The organism is Sorangium sp. So ce381, assembly GCF_051473845.1.
GTDB classification, from domain to species: domain Bacteria; phylum Myxococcota_A; class Polyangia; order Polyangiales; family Polyangiaceae; genus Sorangium; species Sorangium atrum.
This window is the reverse complement of record NZ_CP150336.1, coordinates 88,427-109,564: the sequence shown is the minus strand read 5'-3', so window position 1 is coordinate 109,564 and position 21,138 is coordinate 88,427. Positions and strand designations below refer to the sequence as shown.

Genomic DNA, 21,138 nt, shown 5'->3' with positions numbered 1-21,138 from the left:
GCGAGAGGGGTGGTGCTCGGGGTATGAGGGTCGCCGGCGTCACGCGCCGGCGATCGGCGGCTCAGCTCGGCTCCCACACCGTACGGATCCTGAACTTTCGCGTCGGGAAGCTGCTGCCATTGTCGGTTCGGGCGGTGACGACGACGCGGTAGCTGTGGGTGGCCACCAGGGGCGTATAGAACTTGAGTCCGTGACTGATGCCAACGTTGCAGCCCACGCCATTGACGTAGTCGCCGCGCGGCGTCGCCCGAACACCCGCTCGACTTCTGGCGGAGCGAGCGCCCCGGTGAAGCGCTGGCCATCGGCCCATCGACGACCCCCTGTGGGCGAGGGCGTCGAGGCCCGGCGGGCGCTCACCGCCGGTCGGAGGTGCGCACGAACCGCTCGTCGTCCACGGTGGTGGGGAAATCCCCGTCGTCGACGTGCTTGTACAGGCCGCCCTCGCGGATCTCGTAGCGCATGTACACGGACGGCTCCTCGATGGGCTCCTCGACTCCATCCTGCAGGATGCGCGTGTACTCGAGCGCGATGTGGCCACGCTCGGTGTTGTACGAGACGATGCGCGCGTAGAGGTCACGCGGAGCGCCCATGTACGGAAAGCGGAGGTGGAAGCTCGTCGCGCTCAGCTCGAGGAGCGAGCCGTCCTCCTCGCTGGTCCACGTGCCCACGAAGGGCAGGCGCTCTTTCTCGTCGATCCGGGACTCCCGATCGTCCGCCGCCAGCTTGGGCACGGGCGCGCCAGGGCGTGAGGGCGGAAGCACGAGCTCGACCGGGGCGGCGGCCCCGGACGACAGCTGAGCTGGCGAGGGACCGCAGCCGATGATGTAGAGCGTCGCGAGCGCAAGGGCGGCGCGGGTCGCGCAGCAGCCACGTCGGTACATGGGACGAGTCTACACCCGGGCGGCGGGCGCCGGCCCCGTGGACGCGCGGTGTACGGCGGGCGCCGGCGCCGCTCGGCGCCAGCACCGAAAGGCCTCTCCGAGGAGCCCGGCGCTCCTCGCGCCGGGGCGCATGAGGTGACACAATCGCGGCCCGTGAGCGCTCTCCTCACCGCCATCGAGCGGTTTTACGATGCCGTCCCTCGCTGGCGCGCTGACGCAGAGGACCACGGACCGCTGACTCTCTTCGTTCGCCGCGGCGACGGCTGGCCCTACTATGCCCGCCCCGCCCTCGGCCATGCCGGCGCCGTATCGATCGAGGACGTGGCCGCCGTACGCGCGCGTCAGCGGCAACTCTCGATTCCGGAGGCGTTCGAGTGGGTGCTGGAGACCACCCCTGGGCTCGACGCCACGGCCGAGGCGGCCGGCCTGCACGTCCGGCGCTGTCCGCTGCTCGCGCTCTGCGGCGAGCCCCGCCAGACGCCTTTGCCGGAGGACGTCTCGCTCTCGATCATCACCGCCCAGGACCCGGATCTCGCCGAAGTGCAGGCCGTCGCGCACGTCGCCTTCGGCTCGCTCGACACCGCGGTCGGCTCTGCGGGACCGGCCGAGCGGGAGGCCGCCGCGGCCGCGCTCCCGGCCGGGCAGGCGGCCGCGTGGCACGCGTCGCTGATCGAGGGAACGCTGGTGCACGCGGTCGCTCGAGGCCGCGAGGGAGCGCTCGCCGGTCCGCTCTGCACCGGCTGCTACCAGCACGTGCAGGACGTCGCCGAGATCGTCGGCGTGGGGACGCTGCCGGCGGCCCGGGGGCGCGGCCTCGCCGCCGCGGTCACCGCGCTTCTGGCCCGCCATGCGCTGGACGCCGGGATCCGCACCGTGTTCCTGTCCGCGCAGAACGACCGCGTCGCGCGCGTCTATGAGCGGGTCGGGTTCCGGCGCGTCGCCACGGCGTGCATCGCCGAACCGCCCGTGCAAGCGGAGCGCGGCAACGTCCTCGAGACGTGATGCAGCACCACACCGCGGCGCCGATCAGACAGGGGCGAGGTGGTAGTCCGGTCCCTCTTCCCCGCGCAGGATCTCGGTATGAACGACCGACGCGTCCCGCAGGTGCGCCACCTCCCCGAGCCCGGCGTCGCCGCGATAGGCCGAGAAGGCTTGTTCATCCGGAAACGTGACGAGGTGGATCTCCTTCAGGGTCAGCCCAGCGCCGTCGGGCGCGGTCACCACGGTCCGCTCGATCGCGCCGCCGTACCGCGCCATCACGGCCGCGGCCTTCCTCTCGTACGCGCGGAACGCGTCGAGCGCCTCGCAGCGCACCGTGAGGATCACGACCAGCGTCACAGGAACACCCGCTCCTTCACGCCACCCCGCCACCAAAGCACAAAAAAAAGAGCGCCCATTCGACGGTGGGGGGGGAAACCGTCACGGGCGCTCTGCCCTACTTGTTTTGCAGGATGCAGGCCAAGGGTTGCACCCTCGATTTCCGCGAGTCTTTCCCTAGGGGACCTGCGTACTCCTTTCGTTCCTGAAATCAGCACCTGCAATCCTGGTATCCCCGACACTGCCGAGGAGCCCGTCCAGCGGGTGGTGGGGCGGGCACGAGACCGTGCCCGCCACCGGCGTCGGTTCCCGCTCCCGGGATCTCCTCGAGCGAACCACGCTCACCCCGGTTTCTCGTCGCATCGCGCAGCGGTCCCCGCTCGCCGGAGGCGAGGCGCCGCCCCCTTGAATCGCCCGCCCGCGCCGCGCGCCGCGAGCAGCGTTGACATCACCGCCAAGCTTGCTCCAATGCGAGTGCCCGCTCCGCGCCGTTCAAACGAGGAGGCATCCGATGCGGCACTTCCTGACCACGATGGACTACACCCGCGCAGAGATCGAGGGCCTCCTCGAGCGCGCGCAGCGCTTCAAGCGGCGGCCGATCGACCCGCGCCTCAAAGATCGCACCATCGCGCTCGTCTTCTTCAACCCATCGCTGCGGACGCGCACCTCCTTCGACGTCGGCATCCGGGAGCTCGGCGGCCACGCCGTCGTGCTCGAGCCTGGCCGGGGCGCCTGGCCCATCGAGTTCGAGGAAGGCATCGCGATGGATGGCGAGCCGGAGGAGCACATCCAGGAGGTCGCTCGCGTGCTCTCCCGCTACGCCGACCTCATCGGCGTGCGCGCGTTCCCCAAGTTCCAGCGCTGGGAGGACGATCGCCAGGACAAGGTGCTCCAGGGCTTCGCCCGCCACGCCACCGTGCCGGTCGTCAACCTGGAGACCATCACGCACCCCTGCCAGGAGCTCGCGCTCGCGCTCACCATGAAGGAGCGCCTCGGCCGCCTCGACGGCAAGAAATTCGTCCTCACCTGGACGTATCACCCGCGCCCGCTCAACACCGCGGTCGCCAACTCGGCCGTTCTCATCGCGTCCAAGCTCGGCATGGACGTCACCCTCCTCTGCCCCAGCGAGGAGTACCACCTCGACGAGCGCTACCTCGACGCCGCCAGGAAGAGCGCCGAAGGCAACGGGCAGAAGCTCTCGATCACCTACGACATCAAGTCCGCCTACGAGGGCGCCCACGTCGTGTACGCGAAGAGCTGGGGCGCGATTCCCTACTTCGGGCGCTGGGAGCAGGAGAAGCCCATCCGCGACAGGCACAAGCACTTCATCGTCGATGAGCAGAAGATGGCGCTCACCGCGGGGGGGCTCTTCTCCCACTGCCTGCCGGTCCGGCGCAACGTCAAGGTCACCGACGCGGTGATCGACTCGCCCGCATCGATGGTCATCGACGAGGCCGAGAACCGGCTGCATGTTCAGAAGGCCGTGATGGACGTGCTGGCCAACGGGTGGTGACAACGATGGGTTCGACGCAAGACGTCATCGTCCGCCTGCTCAGGAACCTCGGCAGCCGCAAGGAGGTCGAGCAGTACCTGAAGCAGTACGCGGCCGTCGATCAACAGAAGTTCGCCATCATCAAGGTCGGCGGCGCCATCCTCGACGAGGACCTCGAGGCGCTCGCGACCTCGCTCGTGTTCCTGAACCAGGTCGGGCTGTATCCCGTCGTCATCCATGGCGCCGGGCCGCAGCTCGATCGGGCGCTCGCCCAGGCGGGCATCCCGACGGAGCGGGTCAACGGCCTGCGCGTCACGACGCCCCGCATCCTCGAGATCGCCCGCCGCGTCTTCCTCCGCGAGAACCTGCGGCTCGTCGAGGCGCTCGAGGAGATGGGCACGCGCACGCGGCCGATCACGGCGGGCGTCTTCGAGGCGTCGCTGCTCGACGAGGAGCGCCTCGGGCTGGTGGGCAAGGTCGAGCGCGTCCATGTCGACGCGGTGAGGTCGAGCCTCCGCGCCGGGCACCTGCCGATCCTGGCCTGCCTCGGGGAGACGCCGGGCGGGCAGATCCTCAACATCAACGCCGACGTCGCCGCGCGCGAGCTCGCGCTCGCGACACAGCCGTTCAAGATGATCTTCCTCACGAGCACGGGCGGCCTCCTCGACGAGCACGGGCGCATCATCTCGGCGATCAACCTCGAGGAGGATTTCGCGGGCCTCATGGCCCAGCCCTCGCTGAACGGGGGCATGCGCCTCAAGCTGCAGGAGATCAAGCTCCTGCTCGACGGGCTGCCGGCGACCTCCTCGGTCTCGATCACATCGCCGGATCACCTGGCGAAGGAGCTCTTCACGCACACGGGCTCTGGCACGCTCGTCCGCCGCGGCGAGCGGATCCTGCGGCACGACGCGCTGGACGACGCCATCGACCGCATCCGGCTCCGCGATCTGCTCGAGACGTGCTTCCAGCGGAAGCTCGACGAGCACTACTTCGAAAAGAAGCCTTTCTATCGCATCTACCTGTCCGACTCCTACCGGGCGACAGCGATCCTCACGCTCGACCCGGGCGGGAGGGCCCCGCTCACTCCGTACCTCGACAAGTTCGCGGTGACCTCGGAGGCGCAGGGCGTGGGAATCGGCGGCTCGCTCTGGACGCGGATGAAGAACGAGAACCCGAAGCTGTTCTGGCGCGCCCGGAACGGCAACGAGATCAACCCCTGGTATTTCCAGCAGGCCGAGGGCAGCTACCGCAACGAGAACTGGACGGTGTTCTGGTACGGCCTGTCGAGCTTCGACGACATCCGGGCCTGCATCGATCACGCGCTGTCCTTGCCGGCGACGCTGCGCCAGCACGGCACGGCTTAACCCCGACCGACGCCGCCTTTATCCGCCGTGGCGAGGGCGCCTCGTCGCGCTCGGGCTCACGGCGGGTCGCCTCCGCCGTCGGTCTCCACCTCGTCGAGCGGATCGCTCTCCTCGTCCGTCGCGGGGACCTGCGGGCGCGACGCCGGCGGCGGGGCGCTCGACCTCTTCTCGCCGCCGCGCGCCTTCAGCGGCTTCCGCGGCGCTCGCTTCGGCTTCGCGGGCGCGCCGAGCGCCTCCGGGTTGCGGGGCTTCTTCAGCGCCCGAGGCGGCAGGAGCTCCGCGTCGACAGCGACCTTCTTCGCCATGAAGATCGCGGCGTCCAGCCGGTAGAAGCTGCGCTTCCGGTAGAATTTGAGGGCGCCGATGTTGTTCTCGGCCACCTCCAGCACGAGGTGGGTGCAACCGTGGATACGCGCGAGGTGCTCGAGCTGCTCGAGCATGAAGGCGCCGACGCCGCGGCCCTGGTACTCGGGGTGGACCGCGAGCTCCTCGACGAAGAGCGGGCGCATGTCGTGCTTCGTGAAGTAGCGCTCGTTCATCCAGTTATCGGTCCCGGTGATCTCGAAGGCGCACTCCGCGTAGCCGACGATCTCCTGACCATGCGCCGCTCGGACCTCGAAGAGGAGCTGCTCGACCCCTTCTTCTTCGTAGACCTCGAGGAACCGCTTCTTCGAGCGAGGCCGCTGGTATTCGACCGTCTCCCGGTTGACGTCACGGAACACCTTCTTGAGGAATTCCCAGACCCGGTTCAGGTCGCGCCGGTGGATCCGGCGCACGTAGATGAGGCTCTCTTCCCCGACGGCGCGGGTGCTCGGCTCGGCCTTGCTCATCGCCGCGCCCAGTCTACAGGACGAACGCGGCCGGGGCACTGGGGGCGAGCCATGATCTGGAAAGCCGCGTCTCGTTGGGCAGTCCAGCCCGAGGGGAAGGTGGTCGTCGCGTGGCGCAGGGAGCGCCGAACTCGCCGGTGGGACGGCGGGGGTGCAGGCCCCCGCCGTGCAACGAATCAACCCTGCTGAGCGTGCGGCCCGATCTGCGCGAGGCGCGCGTTGATCACGTCCCAGTTCAGGCCCGAGAGGACGTTGGCCACATAGTCCGCCTTCTTGGTCTGGTAGTCCGCAAAGTACGCGTGCTCCCAGGCGTCGACGGCGACCATGATATGCGTGTTCGCGAACAGACCGACATCGTGCTCGGTGCGGATGAGGTTATTGAAGAGCTTCTGCTCCTGGTAGTCGTACACGAGCACCGTCCAGCCGTGCGCGCTCAGGAGCGCCGCCTTCGCGTCGGCCAGCCAGGCGTCGAAGCTGCCGAACGACGCCTCGATGAGCTTCTTCGACTGGGCGCTCGGCTGCGTCGAGCCGTTGCCGATGTTCTCGAAGTACAGCTCGTGGAGCACCGTACCGTTGAAGGCGACCGGCTCGCGACGCTTCAGCTCGCTGTACGCGTTGTACGAGTAGTTCGGCGCGCTGCGGTCCGCCTTGCCAAGCTGCTCCCAGATCTCGTTGAGCTTCTTCACGTAGCCCTGGTACAGCGTGAAGTGCGCCTTGAGCTGCAGGTCGCTCAAGCCCTTGGCGTTGCCGCCGAGGAGGTTGTCGAAGTTCTTGGGTTCGCGCGCCATGGTCCCTCCTGAACGAGTACCGCGAGCAGTGCGTGCCGCGGGGTCAGGTCGCCGCTCTACCGCTGCCGCCCCCCAGTAGCAACCCTGCCGTACCAGGCGACGCACCGCCGACTCACGACGCCAGCGGGCCTGACCTTCCGCGCAGGAAACTCCGGACGCCGGCTCGATCCGCGCCGTGAGCGGGCGAAGGAACGCCACGCCCCCACACCCCAGAGCGCAGCGCCCGAGCTGGCCCGATCGGCCGGCGCGCGTCCAAAAACCTCGTGAAACGTTGAACGCCGCCGCCGTTTCGGTCGATACTCCTGGAACTTGCTGTTCCTTCGCGCAAGGAGGCGACCTCGTTCATGCCGGCTCGTACACAGGGGACCCATCCGACGGCCGCGCTCGCGGCGGCGCTGTGCCTGCTCGGCGCAGCGGCTCACGCCGAGGCGCAGGAACCCGCGAGACCCGAAGGCTTCGCGCTCGACAGGTTCCAGCCTGCACCCGCCGGCGACAGGATGTTCGGAGTCCAGTCCGCCTACACGGCAGGGAGCGCCACACCCCACATCATGCTCCTCGGCGATTATGCCCAGGATCCGCTCGTGTTGCGGCGGTTGTCGGGGAACGAGGAGTTCGGTGACGGCAAGGTCGTCGGCAGCCAGCTCCTGCTCCACCTGAGCGCCTCGCTCTCTCTGTGGGAGCGCCTCACGGTGAACGTCGATCTGCCCCTCGCGCTCCAGTCGGGCGACGGCGGGGCCGCCTCCGGCGCCTTGCTGCCGCAGCCGACCAGCAGCGCCCTCGGGGATCTCCGGCTCGGCGCGCGCGCGACGCTCTTCGGCGGCTACTTCGATCCGTTCCAGATCGCCCTCGGCGGCTACGTGTGGCTGCCGACCGGCGACCCCGAGGCGTATTCGGGCGACGGCAGCGTGCGCGGCGGTCCGCAGCTCGTCCTCGGCGGCCACCTGGATCGCGCGGTGTGGTCGCTCGCCGCGGGGCCGGAGTTCCGGTCCACGAAGCAGTTCGCCAACGTCGAGCAGGGCATGACGGTGCACTGGGGCGCCGGCCTCGGGCTGCTGCTCGACGACGAGCGACGCCTGCAGATCGGCCCCGAGATCACCGGCGCGATCACGGTCACCGATGTCCAGCAGCGCACGACCAACCTGGAAGCCCTGCTCGGCGGGCGCTACCGCTTCGCGGACGACTTCGAGGCCGGGCTCGGCGTGGGCCCTGGCCTCACCCCCGGCGTCGGTACGCCCTCGTTCCGCGCGGTGGCCATGGTCGCCTACTCGCCCGAGGTGAAGCCGCCCGTGCAGGACCAGGACGCCGACGGCATCGCCGACGCGGACGACGCCTGCCCGCACACCGCGGGCGTCCGAAGCCCGGATCGCACGAAGAACGGCTGTCCGCCGCCCAAGGACGCGGACCACGACGGCATCCTCGACGCGGTCGACGCCTGCCCCGCCGTGGCCGGCGTCGCCTCGCCGGACCCGAAGAAGAACGGCTGCCCGCCGCCAGGGGACCGCGACAAGGACGGCATCACGGACGACGTCGACGCGTGCCCGGAGCAGGCCGGCCCGGCGAACGACGACCCGAAGCAGCATGGGTGCCCGCCGCCGCCCGATCGCGACGGTGACAAGGTCCCCGATGCGTCGGACGCCTGCCCGGATCTGGCCGGCCTCGTCACGACCGACCCGGCCACGAACGGCTGCCCGGGCGACACCGACGGCGACGGCATCCGCGACGACAAGGACGCCTGCCCGAACGAGAAGGGCAAGCCGAACGAAGATCCGACGCAGAACGGGTGCCCGGTCGCGGTCCGGGTGACCGAGACCGAGATCGTCATCCTGCAGCAGGTGCAGTTCGACATCGGCAAGGCGACCATCCGGCCGGTGAGCAACGAGCTGCTCGACGAGGTCGCCGGCGTGCTCAAGGACCACCCGGAGATCCTCAAGATCGAGGTCCAGGGCCACACGGACGACCGCGGCACGCGCCAGTTCAACACGAAGCTGAGCCAGGCCCGCGCGGAGTCGGTGCTGAAGGCGCTCGTCGATCGCGGCATCGCCGCCCAGCGCATGCAGGCGAAGGGCTACGGGCCCGACGTCCCGATCGCGGAGAACAAGACCGAGGCGGGTCGCCAGAAGAACCGGCGCGTCCAGTTCAACATCATCGAGAAGGAAAAGAAGCAGCCCTAGGCTGGAGGCGTCGATGGCAAAGCGATTGGCATTCACGGGGCTCACGAGCGCCGCGCTGCTCGGGGCGCTCTATGGGACCGCGAGCGCGGCTCCAGTGCGGCGGGTCCAGGTCGCGCAGCGGGGTGATTTCGTCCTCATCGGCAACACGCTGGCGCACGACTGCGCGTCGTCCACGCCCGCGCCGCTGGTGGGCACGGTCGGGACGTGCGGCACGGCCGCGACGCTGGCGGACTCGGCGCCCGACATCTACTGGCGGGGCGACAGCCCCCTCGCCGGACAGGCCGAGGCGAGCACCACCATCGATCCCGCGGCGGCTCGCAGCACCGCGGTCCTCAGCCTCCCCGCGGGCGCTCGGGTGACCCACGCGTACCTCTACTGGACGGTGAGCCGCGACAGCGGCACCTCGGCCGATCTCACCGTGACCCTGGATCGGCCTGGCATCTTCTCCTCCAGCGTGACCGGTACGGTCTCGGGCCAGACGGAGATCTCGGGCCTCGCCCACGCCCAGACGGTCGCCAACGTCACCTCGATCGTGCAGACGCGCGGCGCGGGGGCGTATCGCCTGAGCGGGATCTCCAACGGGACCGTTCTGAACAGCGTGAGCCAGCAGATCGCGTTCGCCGGCTGGTGGATGGTCGTGCTCTACGAGCTGACGAGCGCGCCCGCGCGGAACCTCGCCGTCTTCGACGGGCTGGATCAGGTGATCGACGGCGCGACGGTGGGCTGGAGGATCTCGGGGTTCGTCGTCCCCTCGGGCGCGGGCCAGGCGAAGCTCGGCGTCGTCGGGTACGACGGCGACAGCTCGACCGGCGACGCGCTCGAGTGGAACGGGACCGCGCTGTTCGACGCGCAGAACCCGGTGAACAACTTCTTCAACAGCTCCCGCTCGTTCCTCGGCGCGCCGATGTCCTCGGCGGGCGATCTGCCGAGGCTCACCGGCGGGCCGCTGAGCATGAGCGGCATCGACATCGACGTGGTCCAGGTGCCGGCCGCCCTGCTCGCAGCGGGCGACACGGAGGCCCAGGTCGGAGCGGCCGTCAACGGCGCCGACAGCTACCTGCTCGGCGGCCTCATCACGTCGGTGCCGACGCGCCTCCCGGATCTCTCCACGTCGACCAAGTCGGTCCTCGATCTCAACGGCGGCGGGGTCACGCCTGGCGACACGCTCGAATACACGATCATCGTCGCCAACACCGGGGATGACAACGCCGCGGCCGTCGTGCTGAACGACCCGCTGCCCGCCGGGGTCACCTACGTGCCGGGCTCGCTCGAGATCGCCTCGGGCCCGAACCTGGGCGGCGTGACCGACGCGCCCGGCGATGACGAGGGCGAATACGTCGCGGCATCGAGGGCGGTCCGCGTCCGGCTCGGCGACGGCGCCGACGCGGCCCAGGGCGGATCGCTCGGCGTCAGCGAGACCACGACGGTGCGGTTCCGCGTGACCATCGATCCGGACACGGGCGGCGAGATCGCGAACCAGGCCATCATCACCGCGCAGAGCCCCGAGGGGGGCGCTGCCCAGGACTACCCGACGGACGGCAACGGCGCGGAGCTGGGCGCGCCGCCCACGGAGATCCTCGTCGACAGCGACGGCGACGGGCTGAGCGACGGAGACGAGAAGGCCGCTGGCACGGATCCGAACGACGTCGACACGGACGACGACGGCGTGCCCGACGGCGACGAGCAGCTCTGGGATCGCGACACCGACGGCGACGGCCTCATCAACGCGCGGGACGTCGACAGCGACAACGACGGGCTGCTCGACGGGACCGAGGTCGGGCTGGCGGACTGCAACGGCCCGGGGACGGACCCGCGGAAGGGGCACTGCGTGCCCGACGGCGACGCCGGGGCGACGACGACCGATCCGCTCGACGCGGACACCGACAACGGCGGCGTGCCCGACGGCTCGGAGGACGCCAACCTGAACGGCGTGCTCGACGCGGGCGAGACCGACCCGACGACCGGGCGCGGCGCCGACGACCGGCGCGCCGACACGGACGGCGACGGGCTCAGCGACGCTCTCGAGAGGACGCTCGGCACCGATCCGAACGACGCCGACAGCGACGACGACGGCGTGCGCGACGGCGACGAGCCGAACCCGACGGACGACAACGACGGCGACGGGCTGATCAACCCGCTCGACATCGACAGCGACAACGACGGCCTCTTCGACGGCACCGAGCTCGGCCTGGGCTGCGACGGTCCGGGCACCGACGCGGCGGCGGGCAACTGCGCTCCCGACGGCGACGCGGGCGCCACCAGGACGTCGCCGCTCGAGGCCGACACCGACCGCGGCGGCGCGAGCGACGGCTCCGAGGACACCAACCTGAACGGCGTGCTCGATCTGGGCGAGACCGACCCGCGCTCCGGCCACGGCGACGACGATCCGCAGAACGCGGACACCGACCACGACGGGCTGAGCGATAATCTCGAGGTCTCGCTCGGCACGGACCCGAACGACGCCGACACCGACGGTGACGGCGTCCGCGACGGGCTCGAGCCGAACCCGGCTCACGACACGGACGGCGACGGGCTCGTCAACGCGCTCGACGTCGACAGCGACAACGACGGCCTCTTCGACGGCACCGAGCTCGGCCTGGGCTGCAACGGCCCTGGCACCGCGCCGTCGCGGCACTGCGTACCGGACGAGGACGCCGGCGCCACGAAGACGTCGCCGCTCGACGCGGACACGGACAAGGGCGGCACGACCGATGGATCCGAGGACGCCAACCTGAACGGCGTCGCGGACGACGGCGAGACCGACCCGACCCGCGGGCACGCCGACGACGATGACGAGAACAACGACCGGGACGACGACGGGCTGAGCGACGACCTCGAGAGGACGCTGGGCACGGACCCCGGCGACGCGGACTCGGACGACGACGGCGTGCAGGACGGGCAGGAGCCGAACCCGTCGGACGACGGGGACGGCGACGGGCTCATCCACCCCCTCGACGTGGACAGCGACGACGACGGCCTCTTCGACGGCACGGAGATGGGCCTCGCCTGCGACGGCCCCGGCACCGACGCGGACGCCGGGCACTGCACGGCGGACGGCGACAGCGGGGCCACGACGACGTCGGCGCTGAGCCGTGACAGCGACCGGGGCGGCGCGACCGACGGCTCGGAGGACGCCAACCTGAACGGCGTGCGCGAGGCCAGCGAGACCGACCCGACCGCCGGCCACGGCGCCGACGACAGCCAGAACGCCGACGGAGACGCCGACGGGCTGAGCGACGATCTCGAGGTGTTCCTCGGCTCGAACCCCGAAGATCGCGACACCGACAACGACGGCCTGCTCGACGGCGAAGAGCCGAACCCCAGCGACGATGGCGACGGCGACGGCCAGGCCGACGTCCTGGACGCGGACAGCGACGGCGATGGGCTCTTCGACGGCACCGAGGCGGGGAAGGACTGCGCGGACGCGGACACCGACGCCGCCGCCGAGAGCTGCACGCCCGACGCCGACGGCGGGACCACCACGACGAGCGTGGTGAACCCCGACACGGACCGCGGCGGCCAGAGCGACGGCGAGGAGGACCTGAACCACGACGGCAAGGTCGACGAGGGCGAGACCGATCCGAACGACCCCGGGGACGATCGCGGCGATCGCGACGGCGACGGCCTCTCGAACAGCGAGGAGACGGCGCTCGGCACCGATCCGGACGACGCCGACAGCGACGACGACGGCGCGCTCGACGGCGAGGAGATCGAGCCTGGCGTCGATACGGACGGGGACGGGAAGATCAACGCGCTCGATCCCGACAGCGACGACGACGGGCTCTTCGATGGGACCGAGCTGGGCAAGGGCTGCTCGCACGAGGACACCGACGTCGACGCGGAGACCTGCGTGCCGGACGGCGACGAGGGGGAAACGACGACCTCGCCGACGCAGGCCGACACCGATGGCGGCGGCGTGATCGACGGCGAGGAGGACGCGGACCACGACGGCGTGGTCGACGAGGGCGAGCGCGATCCGAACAACCCGGCGGACGATCAGCCTGCGGAGTGCGAGCAGGACAGCGCCTGCGGCACAGGGATGGTGTGCGACGAGGCCACGAAGGAGTGCGTCCCGGGCTGCCGCAACCCCGACGACACGATCGGCCCGTGCACCACGCCGCTCCCCGGTGAGGGCGTCGTTGTGCAAGGCGGCGGCTGCGCCTGCACGGTGGGCGCGGACGGCGACGGCGGTCGCTCGGCGCCGTGGGCCTTGCTCGCGGCCGGCGCCTGCGCCGCCGCGCTGCACCGGCGCCGCCGGCGCAGCTGAGCTCTCCCCCCCGGGCGCCCCCGCGCCGCGCAGCAGGGGGCGTCTGTGCTACAAGCCAACGGAATAACTATGCTTTTATGCGAGGCGCGCCCGCCCGCGGGGCGCCTCTGCCTGCGACGACCGATGCGCCGCGGGTTGCCATCGGCCGTCCGTGGCTTAACGATGTTTTCTCACGGGAGAGTGCCTCTTGCCCCGACCTTCTGATTCCGTCGTCCGCGCCATCACGATGGATGGCGCCTTTCGCGTCATCACGGCGCTGACCACCGAGACCGTGCGGGGGGCCATCGCGGTGCAAGCTGCGACCGGCGCGACCGCGCAGCGGCTGGGAGAGCTGATCACCGGCGCCATCCTCGTGCGCGAGGCGATGGCCCCGAACCTGCGGGTCCAGGCGATCGTCAAGGGCGCGGCCGGTCACGGGAGCCTGGTGGCCGACTCGCACCCGGACGGCACGAGCCGCGGCCTGGTCAACCTGGGCAAGGGGGCCACGGCGGAGAGCGCCGTGGAGATCGGCGGCGGGTCGCTGCTTCAGGTCATGCGCACGCTGCCGAGCGGCATGCTCCACCAGGGGGTCGTCGAGATCCCGACCGAGGGCGGCATCTCCGCGGGCCTGATGGCGTACATGCAGGAATCGGAGCAGGTCGTCTCCATGATCGCGGTGGCGACGCTGATCGGCGAGGACGGCGTCGGCGCCTCCGGCGGCTACCTCGTGCAGCTGCTCCCGGAGGTCGAGCGCGGTCCGCTCATGGTGATGACCGAGCGGCTCAAGGATTTCGAGCGCCTCGACGACGTGCTCGCCCACGAGGGAGCCTCGGCGGACGTGCTGCTCGGCGAGCTGCTCTACGGCATGCCGTTCTCGCGGCTCGACGACTCGCCGCTCAGCTTCAGCTGCCGCTGCAGCGAGCTCCGGGTCATGGCCACGCTGGCGAGCCTGCCGCGGAGCGACGTCGAGGAGATGGTCACGGAGGGGAAGGTCCTCGACATCCGCTGCGATTATTGCGGGAAGGACTACCAGGTGTCGCCGTCGCAGCTCCGCTCGCTGCTGACGACGAGCTGAGCGGCCGCGCGCCCGCGCGCGGCAGGCGGGACCTCACGCTGGCTGGCCGGGCGAGAGGCCGCGGCTCACGAACGCGATGACCCGCTCGATCTCCGCCTCGTCGTCCCACGACGCGTCGGGAGCGATGAACACGCGGTGGAGGATGTACCCCGCGAACGTCGAGACGATGCAGCGCAGGACGAGGGGCGGCGGCCACGGGACGATCTGCCCTTCGCGCTGGAAGCGCTCGATCAGGGCGATCCCCTTCGCGAGGATCGGCGCGTACACCCGGCTGGCGATGCCGATCCGCAGCTCGGCGTCGAACGGCAGCTCCTGCGCGAGGATGCGCGCGAGCTGCGGGTGCGCGCGGACGAACGCGGTGCGCTCGGCGAGGAGCGCCCGCAGGAACGCCTCGAAGGTCGGGTAGCTCGCGTCGAAGAGCGGATCCATGGAGCGCGCCATCGCGGGCCCCACGAGGTGCTCGATGGCGGGACCGAGCACCCCCAGGAGGAGGTCCCTCTTGCTCGGGAAGTACTTGAAGATCGTCGCCTCGGCGACCCCTGCGCGCCGAGCGATGTCCCGCGTCGCGGTCCCGTGGAAGCCCTGCTCGGCGAAGGCCGCCACCGCGGCCTCGACGATCTTCTTCTGCGCCTCGGTCAGCGTGTCGCTCGAGCGCGGTCGTCGGCTCATCGGCGCTCTCCCTGGCCACCGGCGGCCTCGGCCCTGCGCGTGAAGAGCCGGTCGAGGGCCCGGCGGAGCTCGCCCTCGTCGAGCGGATCGCTGCGCACGCTGACATGGCCGTCGGGCCGGACGAGGACGGCGGCCGCCGACGCGGCGCCGTACGTCGCGTGGGCGTGCCCGTCGGGATCCGCATAGCCTCCGGCCTCGGGCGCGCCGATGACCAGGGCCTCGACGTCGGGTCCCCGGAGCTGCGCGGCGAGCTTCCGTGCCTGCTCGCGCGCCCCGCCGTCCGCCTGCGGGCCGGTGAAGAGCAGCAGCATCCATTCTGCGCCGCGCATCAGGTCGAAGAGGTGGACCTGCGCGCCGGCCTCGCTGCGCAGCACGGCGTCCGGCGCGCGATCCCCGGCGTGGGGCCCGCGCTCGGGAGGGCTTCCGATCTGCACGGAGAGCGGGCTGTCCCGGTAGCGGATCTTGAGCTGCGAGAGGAATCCCAGGATCCGGCGCTGCACGGCGGGGATGGCGAGGAGGCGGACCGCGAGGCGCGGCGCGACCGCGCGCAGCGTCCGGCCCAGCGGACCGTGCCCTGCCATGAGCCCGAAGAGGCGGTCCGTGAAGTCGACGAGCCGACGGGCGACGGGCAGCCGCTCCACCTCGTAGGTGTCCAGCAGCCATGCTGGCATCCGGCCTCGTTCGACGGCTGCGAGCTTCCACGCCAGGTTGTAGGCGTCCTGGATTCCGGTGTTCATGCCCTGCCCTCCGGCCGGGCTGTGGATATGCGCCGCGTCTCCGGCGAGGAAGATCCGGCCCTTGCGCAGCCGCGTGGCCACGCGGTGGTGCAGCCGGTAGCGCGAGAGGACGATCGCCCTCTCGACCTTGAACGACACCGGGATCATCTCGCGCATCGCGGCCTCGAACTCCTCGAGCGAGACCGGCGCGCCGTGCGCCGGCGACGGTTCGGGCTGGATAAGGACGACCCGGAACCGATGCGCGCCGGGCACCGGAAAGGCCGCTGCGACGCCGCGACGCGAGGGGCTGATGTAGATCTCGCCGTCCGGCAGCGGCCAGTCGACGATGAGATCGCCGAGCATGCAGTGATCGTCGTAGGTGTCGCCCTCGAAGGCGATGTCCGCGCCCTTGCGGACGGCGCTGCGCGCGCCGTCGCAGCCGAGGAGCCACCTGGCGCGCACCTCGTCGATGCTCCCGTCGGCCCGGCGGAGCGTGCAGGAGACGCCGGCGCTGTCCTGCGTGGTTGAGGCGAGCTCGACGCCGCGCTCGAGCGTCACGCCGAGCCCGGCTAGCCGGGAGCCCAGGACGCGCTCGGTGTCGAACTGCTGGACGGTGAAGATGCCCGGGATCGGCGTGGATAGCTCCGGGAAGTCGAGGGTCGGCAGCCGGGCGCGCCGTCCGTTCGAGAGGAGGACGTTGAGCCCTCCCACGCGCACGGCGTGTTCCATGGCGGCGTCGAGGAGCCCCATCCTGCTGAAGAGCTCCATCGTCCGCGTCTGCACGGCGAGCGCCCGCGAGTGATCCGGCGGCGGCTCCGTTGCCTTGTCCACGATCCGCACCGTGAGCCCCCGCCGGGCGAGCTCCCCGGCCATCGTCAACCCGGTCGGCCCTCCGCCGACCACCAGCGCGTCCAGTGCTCCTGTCATGCCCCGCCTCCGATTTGGTGAGTAAGTACTCACTCACTATAGGAAGGAGCGGCGGGTTGGCAAGGAGCGACCGAACTCCCCGCTCATCCGCCCCGCCCCGCCCCACCCTCGATCGGCGGACCGCCCGCGTGCTCCCCCAGCGAGATGGATGCAATGGTCGCCGCATGGAAGAGGTCCACGTCAACGTCTACATCCACGCGCCGGTCGAGCGGGTCTTCGACGCGGTGGCTGACCACGAACGCTTCCTGCGCTCCGGGGACGGCACCCACACGAAGGTCGTCCGGCCAGGGCTCACCGAGCACAACGGCCTCGGCGCCCTCCGCGAGGTGCGTGTCGGGAAGCGGATCCGCTACGTCGAGGAGATCACGGCCTTCGAGCGGCCGTCCTCGTTCGACTACCAGATCGTCGAGAGCACGCAGCCGCTCCGGCACCAGGGCTCGCGTCTCCGCTTCACCCCGCGCGGTGAGGGCACGGAGATCGACTGGACATCGCGCTTCGACATCCCGCTGCCGCTCGTCGGCAAGCCGCTCGGGTCGCTCGCCAGGCGCATGTTCATCGCGGCGTTCACCGAGCTGCTGCTCGCCGAAAAGGCGCGGCTCGAGGCCTCGCAGCCCACGCGCGCCACGTGATCCCCTCGCGCCCTCGCCGGCAGGCAGCGCTCAGAGGGACTTCACCTTCGCCTCGAAGAAGGGGCGATCTTTGGACTCTGCGGTTCGGTGCTGCTCGATCTGTGGCCAATGCATGTAGACGGACACCTTATCATCTACGACATCGGCAGAGAGTTCCCATGGCCAGCCTCTTGCTGATGCCAGACGGTCCCGTATAAGCTGTTGGCCTCAACTTCCTTCCGTTCGGCCTTCGGATTTGGTCGAGCGGTCGCAGGGGTGTTCAAGATGCGACCGATGGTGAGGTGTGCGTCGCTGCTCGGCCAGATGGCCTCTGGAGCAGCTCGTATCGGGGGTTCCGGGGGGAAGCTGTCGACGAGGGCAGGAGCGCCGCCGCAGCTGGGCAGTCGCGGTAATCGGGCCAACCGAGTCAACAGATCGAGCTGCTGGCCGAACGGAGCCACCGCGCTGTGTGCCATCTCGCTGCTGACGCTCGTGGCATGTGCCCAAGGCGCCAGCCTGGACGGCGAGAGCACGGGGGCCGGCGGCGCCAGCTCGGGTGGAGCGCCGTCGTCCAGCTCGGCCGGCGCCGGCTCCACCGTGTCTGCAACGAGCAGCACGACAGCGAGCGGCACGACGGGCTCCGCGACAGGCGGCTCGTCCAGCGCGGGCGGGACCGTCACGAGCGCAGCGGTGAGCGGCTCGGCAGGCTCAGGTGGCGCCGACGGCACGGGCGGCGCCGGAGGCCTGGGCGGCGCTGGCGGTGAGGACGCCACGGGCTCAACGACGAGCAGCTCCGCCAGCAGCTCGGCCAGCTCCTCCGCCAGCAGCTCGGCCAGCTCCTCCGCCAGCAGCTCGGCCAGCTCCTCCGCCAGCAGCTCGGCCAGCTCCTCCGCCAGCAGCTCGGCCAGCTCCTCCGCCAGCAGCTCGGCCAGCAGCTCGGCCAGCTCCACGACGAGCAGCACGACGGGCGCCGGAGGCGGTACCGCCACGAGCTCCACGACCGCAAGCTCCACCACCGGCGGCGATCCCACGGGGGAACTCGAGGTGCAGTACGCCACGAGAGACGCCGCCGCCACCCCCGCCTTTCTCTCCTTCAAGGTCCAGGTCAAGAACACCGGAAGTGCAAGCGTCCCGCTCCAGGATGTGACGATTCGCTACTGGTTCACGGCCGACGGTTTCACGTCGGCACTGATGAGCAACTGCGACTTCGCGTCGGTCACCGGTGGGCGCGACAACATCATCAGGACGTTTCACGAAGCGTCTGGCACGGACGCCGATCACTACCTCGAGATCGGCTTCGCATCCGCCACAGGCAGCCTCGCCCCGGGCGCCACCTCGGGATACGCAGAGATTGCCATCTACAACGCGAACTACGATAAGCTGACGCAGGCCAACGACTACTCCTTCAGCGCGACGGCGACCGCTTTCACGCCTTCGATGCAGGTGACCGGGTACCGCGCCGGCGAGCTCGCCTGGGGTATCGAGCCCTAGCTCGGCCGCACGCTTCCGCGGCTCCAAAAAGCCGCGCTCGGCTGCCCGCGGCGGACGCGCCTCCGGTGGCCGACGGCGCCTCGATGCGCCCGCGCCCCTCGTTCGCCTGCCCAGCTCTCACACCGATCCAGCGCCTCGACGGAGGGGCACCTCGGCGCACCCGCTCGTGTGCTGTGGCAGCCTGTCTCGCCGCGCGCGCACGCCACACCCCGCAACATGCCGTTACACGCCCAGGCCCGTCCCAGGCGGCCGCGATGTAACCAATTTTCCATGGAGTTCTGCCCCGCCATGGCACGCGATCGCTTCCACTGCGCCTGGAGACGGGCAGCACGGGCGGCACCATCCTTGAATGGCCCCGCTCGGACCCTGAACTCTATGGATGCCAACGCGCGCGCAACTCGTCCTCCCCCGTCGTCCCGCACCCGGCCTGTGCAGGCCCCGATCTCACGTGATCCGCCGCGGAGCGGGCCGAGGCCCGGACGCGGTCCCGATCCGTTCGACGCCTTGAAGCGGCGGGCCGCGGACACGCCTGGGCTCATCAGCTTCGCGGGCGGGCTGCCCGCCCCGGGCGAGTTCCCGCGCGCGAAGCTCGCGGCCTCGTTCGTTCGCGCCCTTCAGAACCCCAGCTGCCCGGCGCTCCAGTACGGCTGGCCCGAGGGCGACGAGGACCTCCGCGCCTGGATCGCCGGGCAGCTGCGCCGGCGCGGCGCCCAGGTGGCTCGCGACGACGTCATCGTGACCAGCGGCGCACAGCAGGCCGTGTCCCTCGCCGCGCAGCTGCTCCGCGGACCGCGCGCCAGGATGGGCGTCGATCGCGAGAGCTACCCCGGCGCGCTCGATCTGTTCCGGGAGCTCGGCGCGACGGTCGTCGATGACGGCAGCCACGTCGATGCCCATTACCTCATGCCCGCCGTCTCCAACCCGCGTGGACGCAAGCTGTCGCGCAGCGATCGAGCCAGGGTCCTCTCGACCCTCCGGCCCATCATCGAGGACGACGCTTACGCGGATCTGTCCTTTGACGGCACCGCCCCGCGACCGCTCCTCGCCGAGGCGCCCGATCGCGTGTTCCACGTCGGGACGTTCTCGAAGACGCTTTGCCCCGGGCTCCGCATCGGCTGGCTCGTCCCCCCGCGCTCGCTCCGGGCCGAGATCCTCCAGCTGAAGCAAGCCGACGACCTGCAGGCAGCCAGCCTGCCGCAGGCCGTCCTGGAAGACTACCTCCGCACAGAGGACTTCGATCAGCGGCTCGTTCGCCTGCGGGAGTTCTACGGCCGCCGCGCCGACCGGATGGAGCGGGCGCTCAGAAAGCACCTGCCCGGCTGGCGGTTCGACCCCCCGGCCGGCGGCTTCGCGATCTGGGTCGAGCCCGACGCCGAGCCGAACGAGGCCTTCCTGCTGGCCGCCGCCATCGAGCACGGCGTCGCCTTCGACCCGGGCTCGCTGTTCCGGGCTCACGGCGCCGTGAGCCCGTTCGCCCTCCGGCTCTGCTTCTCCTCGGTGGCGTGCGACGAGGACCTCGACGAGGGCGTACGCCGCCTCGCGCGGTGCTGGGCCGAGGTCGCGTAGCGTCGCCAGCGCGCCGATTCACGCCAGCGCCCCGATCACGTCGAGGCGCTGACCGAGCGCCTCGGCAGGCGCCGCCGTGGGCCGCTCACTGCGCCAGCGGGCCGCCCGGCTTGTGCGGGACGGGCGGGCGGCGATCGAGCAGCTCCCGCGCCGCGGCCCGGACGACCGCGGGCACGTCCGCCGCCGCCGCGAGCCGCAGGAGCTCGGGCCGCAGGAGGAGGCGCACCATGGGCACCGCGATCTCCTGCGGCGCGCCCGGGTTCTGCACGATCGCCATGCGCACCCGCGCGCGCTGCGGCCACTCGGGGTGCTTCGCGATCTCCGTCAGGACCTCCGCGCTCGCCGGGCGCCGCGCCGCGAGGCGGACGACGTCATCCTCGGTCAAGCGCGGGTTGTCGAGCAGGTTGCGGATGACGAGCGGGTGCGGGTCCCGGAGCAAGGCTTCGAAGGCCGCGCGGGTCGGCCGCCGGGCCAGCGCGCGCCGCTCGCCGAGCGTGAGCGCGCGCCCGGCGCTCGAGGTGGCGAGGAGCCGCTCGTCGGGCGCCGGCGAGGCCGGCTGCGCCTCGGGCCGCCGCGCCTTGCGGCGCAAGAGGCGCGAGAGCGGCAGCAGGGCATGGGAGGACGCGAGCTCCCGGAGCTGCTCGACGCGCTCCGAGAGCGCAGGATCCGCGAGGACAGGCACGACGGCGCCCAGCACGTCGCGCGCGAGGGGGTTGGCCTGCTCGGCGTCGCGGCAGAGGTCGTCGAGCGCGCGGGCGACCGAGGGCGGGTCGGCCCGCAGCACCTCGCTCCGCAGGTACGCGACCCGCAGCCGGAGCTCCTTCAAGGACGAGACGGCTCGCCTCCATCGCCCCGCCAACGCATCCACGCCGTCAATCTACATCGCCGGCGTCCCGGCGTGGAGCGCGTGCCAGGCAGTTTGCGCTACGCAACGTGCGCGGGGCGGTTATCCTGCGCCGCGCCATGAGGGGACGGCGAAGCCGATCCCCGGTTGCTG

The 21,138-nt window shown here is 71.0% G+C and carries 17 protein-coding genes; 9 read left to right on the top strand and 8 right to left on the bottom strand.

The features are described 5' to 3' along the window. Nucleotides 1–353 precede the first annotated feature (353 nt). Complete coding sequence (locus tag WMF29_RS00420; RefSeq protein ID WP_437326937.1) at nucleotides 354–881, bottom strand: hypothetical protein; 528 nt, start codon at nucleotides 879–881, stop codon at nucleotides 354–356. A 153-nt stretch (nucleotides 882–1,034) separates the two neighbouring features. On the opposite strand from WMF29_RS00420, the gene WMF29_RS00415 reads away from it, so the two are divergent. Further along, nucleotides 1,035–1,883, top strand: coding sequence for a GNAT family N-acetyltransferase (locus WMF29_RS00415; RefSeq protein WP_437326936.1), 849 nt, complete (start codon nucleotides 1,035–1,037; stop codon nucleotides 1,881–1,883). 24 nt (nucleotides 1,884–1,907) lie between these two features. Here the strand turns inward: WMF29_RS00415 and WMF29_RS00410 are convergent, their stop codons facing one another. Then, on the bottom strand, nucleotides 1,908–2,219 hold the full coding sequence (locus WMF29_RS00410; protein ID WP_437326935.1) for a hypothetical protein: 312 nt from the start codon (nucleotides 2,217–2,219) through the stop codon (nucleotides 1,908–1,910). Between the two features lie 490 nt (nucleotides 2,220–2,709). On the opposite strand from WMF29_RS00410, the gene WMF29_RS00405 reads away from it, so the two are divergent. Together WMF29_RS00405 and WMF29_RS00400 are read left to right on the top strand one after the other, a co-directional pair. Further along, entirely contained in the window at nucleotides 2,710–3,711 is a 1,002-nt protein-coding gene (locus WMF29_RS00405) for an N-acetylornithine carbamoyltransferase (RefSeq protein WP_437326934.1), read from the top strand. Between the two features lie 5 nt (nucleotides 3,712–3,716). Further along, a complete protein-coding gene (locus tag WMF29_RS00400) occupies nucleotides 3,717–5,054 on the top strand; it encodes an acetylglutamate kinase (protein WP_437326933.1) in 1,338 nt (445 codons plus the stop codon). Between the two features lie 56 nt (nucleotides 5,055–5,110). Here WMF29_RS00400 and WMF29_RS00395 read toward each other — a convergent pair whose 3' ends face one another. After that, nucleotides 5,111–5,884 carry a GNAT family N-acetyltransferase gene (locus tag WMF29_RS00395; protein ID WP_437326932.1) on the bottom strand — a complete coding sequence of 258 codons (774 nt, stop codon included), beginning with the start codon at nucleotides 5,882–5,884 and terminating at the stop codon, nucleotides 5,111–5,113. Nucleotides 5,885–6,060: 176 nt separating this feature from the next. Beyond that, complete coding sequence (locus WMF29_RS00390) at nucleotides 6,061–6,672, bottom strand: superoxide dismutase (RefSeq protein ID WP_272097123.1); 612 nt, start codon at nucleotides 6,670–6,672, stop codon at nucleotides 6,061–6,063. A 344-nt stretch (nucleotides 6,673–7,016) separates the two neighbouring features. Between WMF29_RS00390 and WMF29_RS00385 the strand changes: the two genes are divergently transcribed. From WMF29_RS00385 to WMF29_RS00375, 3 genes are all read left to right on the top strand, one after another. Then, nucleotides 7,017–8,843: an OmpA family protein gene (locus tag WMF29_RS00385; protein ID WP_437326931.1), complete on the top strand. Its 1,827-nt coding sequence runs from the start codon at nucleotides 7,017–7,019 to the stop codon at nucleotides 8,841–8,843. Nucleotides 8,844–8,856: 13 nt separating this feature from the next. Continuing rightward, nucleotides 8,857–13,110, top strand: coding sequence for a hypothetical protein (locus tag WMF29_RS00380; protein WP_437326930.1), 4,254 nt, complete (start codon nucleotides 8,857–8,859; stop codon nucleotides 13,108–13,110). Nucleotides 13,111–13,297: 187 nt separating this feature from the next. Further along, entirely contained in the window at nucleotides 13,298–14,164 is an 867-nt protein-coding gene (locus tag WMF29_RS00375) for an Hsp33 family molecular chaperone HslO (RefSeq protein WP_437326929.1), read from the top strand. 33 nt (nucleotides 14,165–14,197) lie between these two features. Here the strand turns inward: WMF29_RS00375 and WMF29_RS00370 are convergent, their stop codons facing one another. Then, nucleotides 14,198–14,833, bottom strand: a complete 636-nt coding sequence (locus WMF29_RS00370) for a TetR/AcrR family transcriptional regulator (protein WP_437326928.1) — start codon at nucleotides 14,831–14,833, stop codon at nucleotides 14,198–14,200. Further along, nucleotides 14,830–16,476 (bottom strand): FAD-dependent monooxygenase, encoded by a 1,647-nt coding sequence (locus WMF29_RS00365; RefSeq protein ID WP_437326927.1) that lies wholly within the window; start codon nucleotides 16,474–16,476, stop codon nucleotides 14,830–14,832. The genes WMF29_RS00370 and WMF29_RS00365 overlap by 4 nt, the downstream gene beginning before the upstream one ends. Before the next feature lie 164 nt (nucleotides 16,477–16,640). On the opposite strand from WMF29_RS00365, the gene WMF29_RS00360 reads away from it, so the two are divergent. Beyond that, the gene (locus WMF29_RS00360) at nucleotides 16,641–17,105 is read left to right on the top strand and encodes an SRPBCC family protein (protein ID WP_437326926.1); all 465 of its coding nucleotides are present in this window, start codon (nucleotides 16,641–16,643) and stop codon (nucleotides 17,103–17,105) included. 134 nt (nucleotides 17,106–17,239) lie between these two features. On the opposite strand, the gene WMF29_RS00355 is transcribed toward WMF29_RS00360, so the two are convergent. Next, the gene (locus WMF29_RS00355) at nucleotides 17,240–18,115 is read right to left on the bottom strand and encodes a hypothetical protein (protein ID WP_437326925.1); all 876 of its coding nucleotides are present in this window, start codon (nucleotides 18,113–18,115) and stop codon (nucleotides 17,240–17,242) included. Between the two features lie 13 nt (nucleotides 18,116–18,128). Here WMF29_RS00355 and WMF29_RS00350 point away from each other — a divergent pair, with 13 nt between their 5' ends. Together WMF29_RS00350 and WMF29_RS00345 are read left to right on the top strand one after the other, a co-directional pair. Beyond that, entirely contained in the window at nucleotides 18,129–18,575 is a 447-nt protein-coding gene (locus tag WMF29_RS00350; RefSeq protein WP_437326924.1) for a cellulose binding domain-containing protein, read from the top strand. Nucleotides 18,576–19,079: 504 nt separating this feature from the next. After that, nucleotides 19,080–20,141, top strand: coding sequence for a PLP-dependent aminotransferase family protein (locus WMF29_RS00345; RefSeq protein WP_437326923.1), 1,062 nt, complete (start codon nucleotides 19,080–19,082; stop codon nucleotides 20,139–20,141). Nucleotides 20,142–20,226: 85 nt separating this feature from the next. Here WMF29_RS00345 and WMF29_RS00340 read toward each other — a convergent pair whose 3' ends face one another. After that, nucleotides 20,227–20,967, bottom strand: a complete 741-nt coding sequence (locus tag WMF29_RS00340; RefSeq protein WP_437326922.1) for a hypothetical protein — start codon at nucleotides 20,965–20,967, stop codon at nucleotides 20,227–20,229. Between the last annotated feature and the right edge of the window lie 171 nt (nucleotides 20,968–21,138).

Bases quoted from the DNA above. Each gene is read 5' to 3' on its own strand.
- WMF29_RS00390 (WP_272097123.1), bottom strand. From the start codon at position 6,672: ATGGCGCGCGAACCCAAGAACTTCGACAACCTCCTCGGCGGCAACGCC.
- WMF29_RS00380 (WP_437326930.1), top strand. From the start codon at position 8,857: ATGGCAAAGCGATTGGCATTCACGGGGCTCACGAGCGCCGCGCTGCTC.
- WMF29_RS00420 (WP_437326937.1), bottom strand. From the start codon at position 881: ATGTACCGACGTGGCTGCTGCGCGACCCGCGCCGCCCTTGCGCTCGCG.
- WMF29_RS00385 (WP_437326931.1), top strand. From the start codon at position 7,017: ATGCCGGCTCGTACACAGGGGACCCATCCGACGGCCGCGCTCGCGGCG.
- WMF29_RS00395 (WP_437326932.1), bottom strand. From the start codon at position 5,884: ATGAGCAAGGCCGAGCCGAGCACCCGCGCCGTCGGGGAAGAGAGCCTC.
- WMF29_RS00370 (WP_437326928.1), bottom strand. From the start codon at position 14,833: ATGAGCCGACGACCGCGCTCGAGCGACACGCTGACCGAGGCGCAGAAG.
- WMF29_RS00360 (WP_437326926.1), top strand. From the start codon at position 16,641: ATGGAAGAGGTCCACGTCAACGTCTACATCCACGCGCCGGTCGAGCGG.
- WMF29_RS00400 (WP_437326933.1), top strand. From the start codon at position 3,717: ATGGGTTCGACGCAAGACGTCATCGTCCGCCTGCTCAGGAACCTCGGC.
- WMF29_RS00405 (WP_437326934.1), top strand. From the start codon at position 2,710: ATGCGGCACTTCCTGACCACGATGGACTACACCCGCGCAGAGATCGAG.
- WMF29_RS00365 (WP_437326927.1), bottom strand. From the start codon at position 16,476: ATGACAGGAGCACTGGACGCGCTGGTGGTCGGCGGAGGGCCGACCGGG.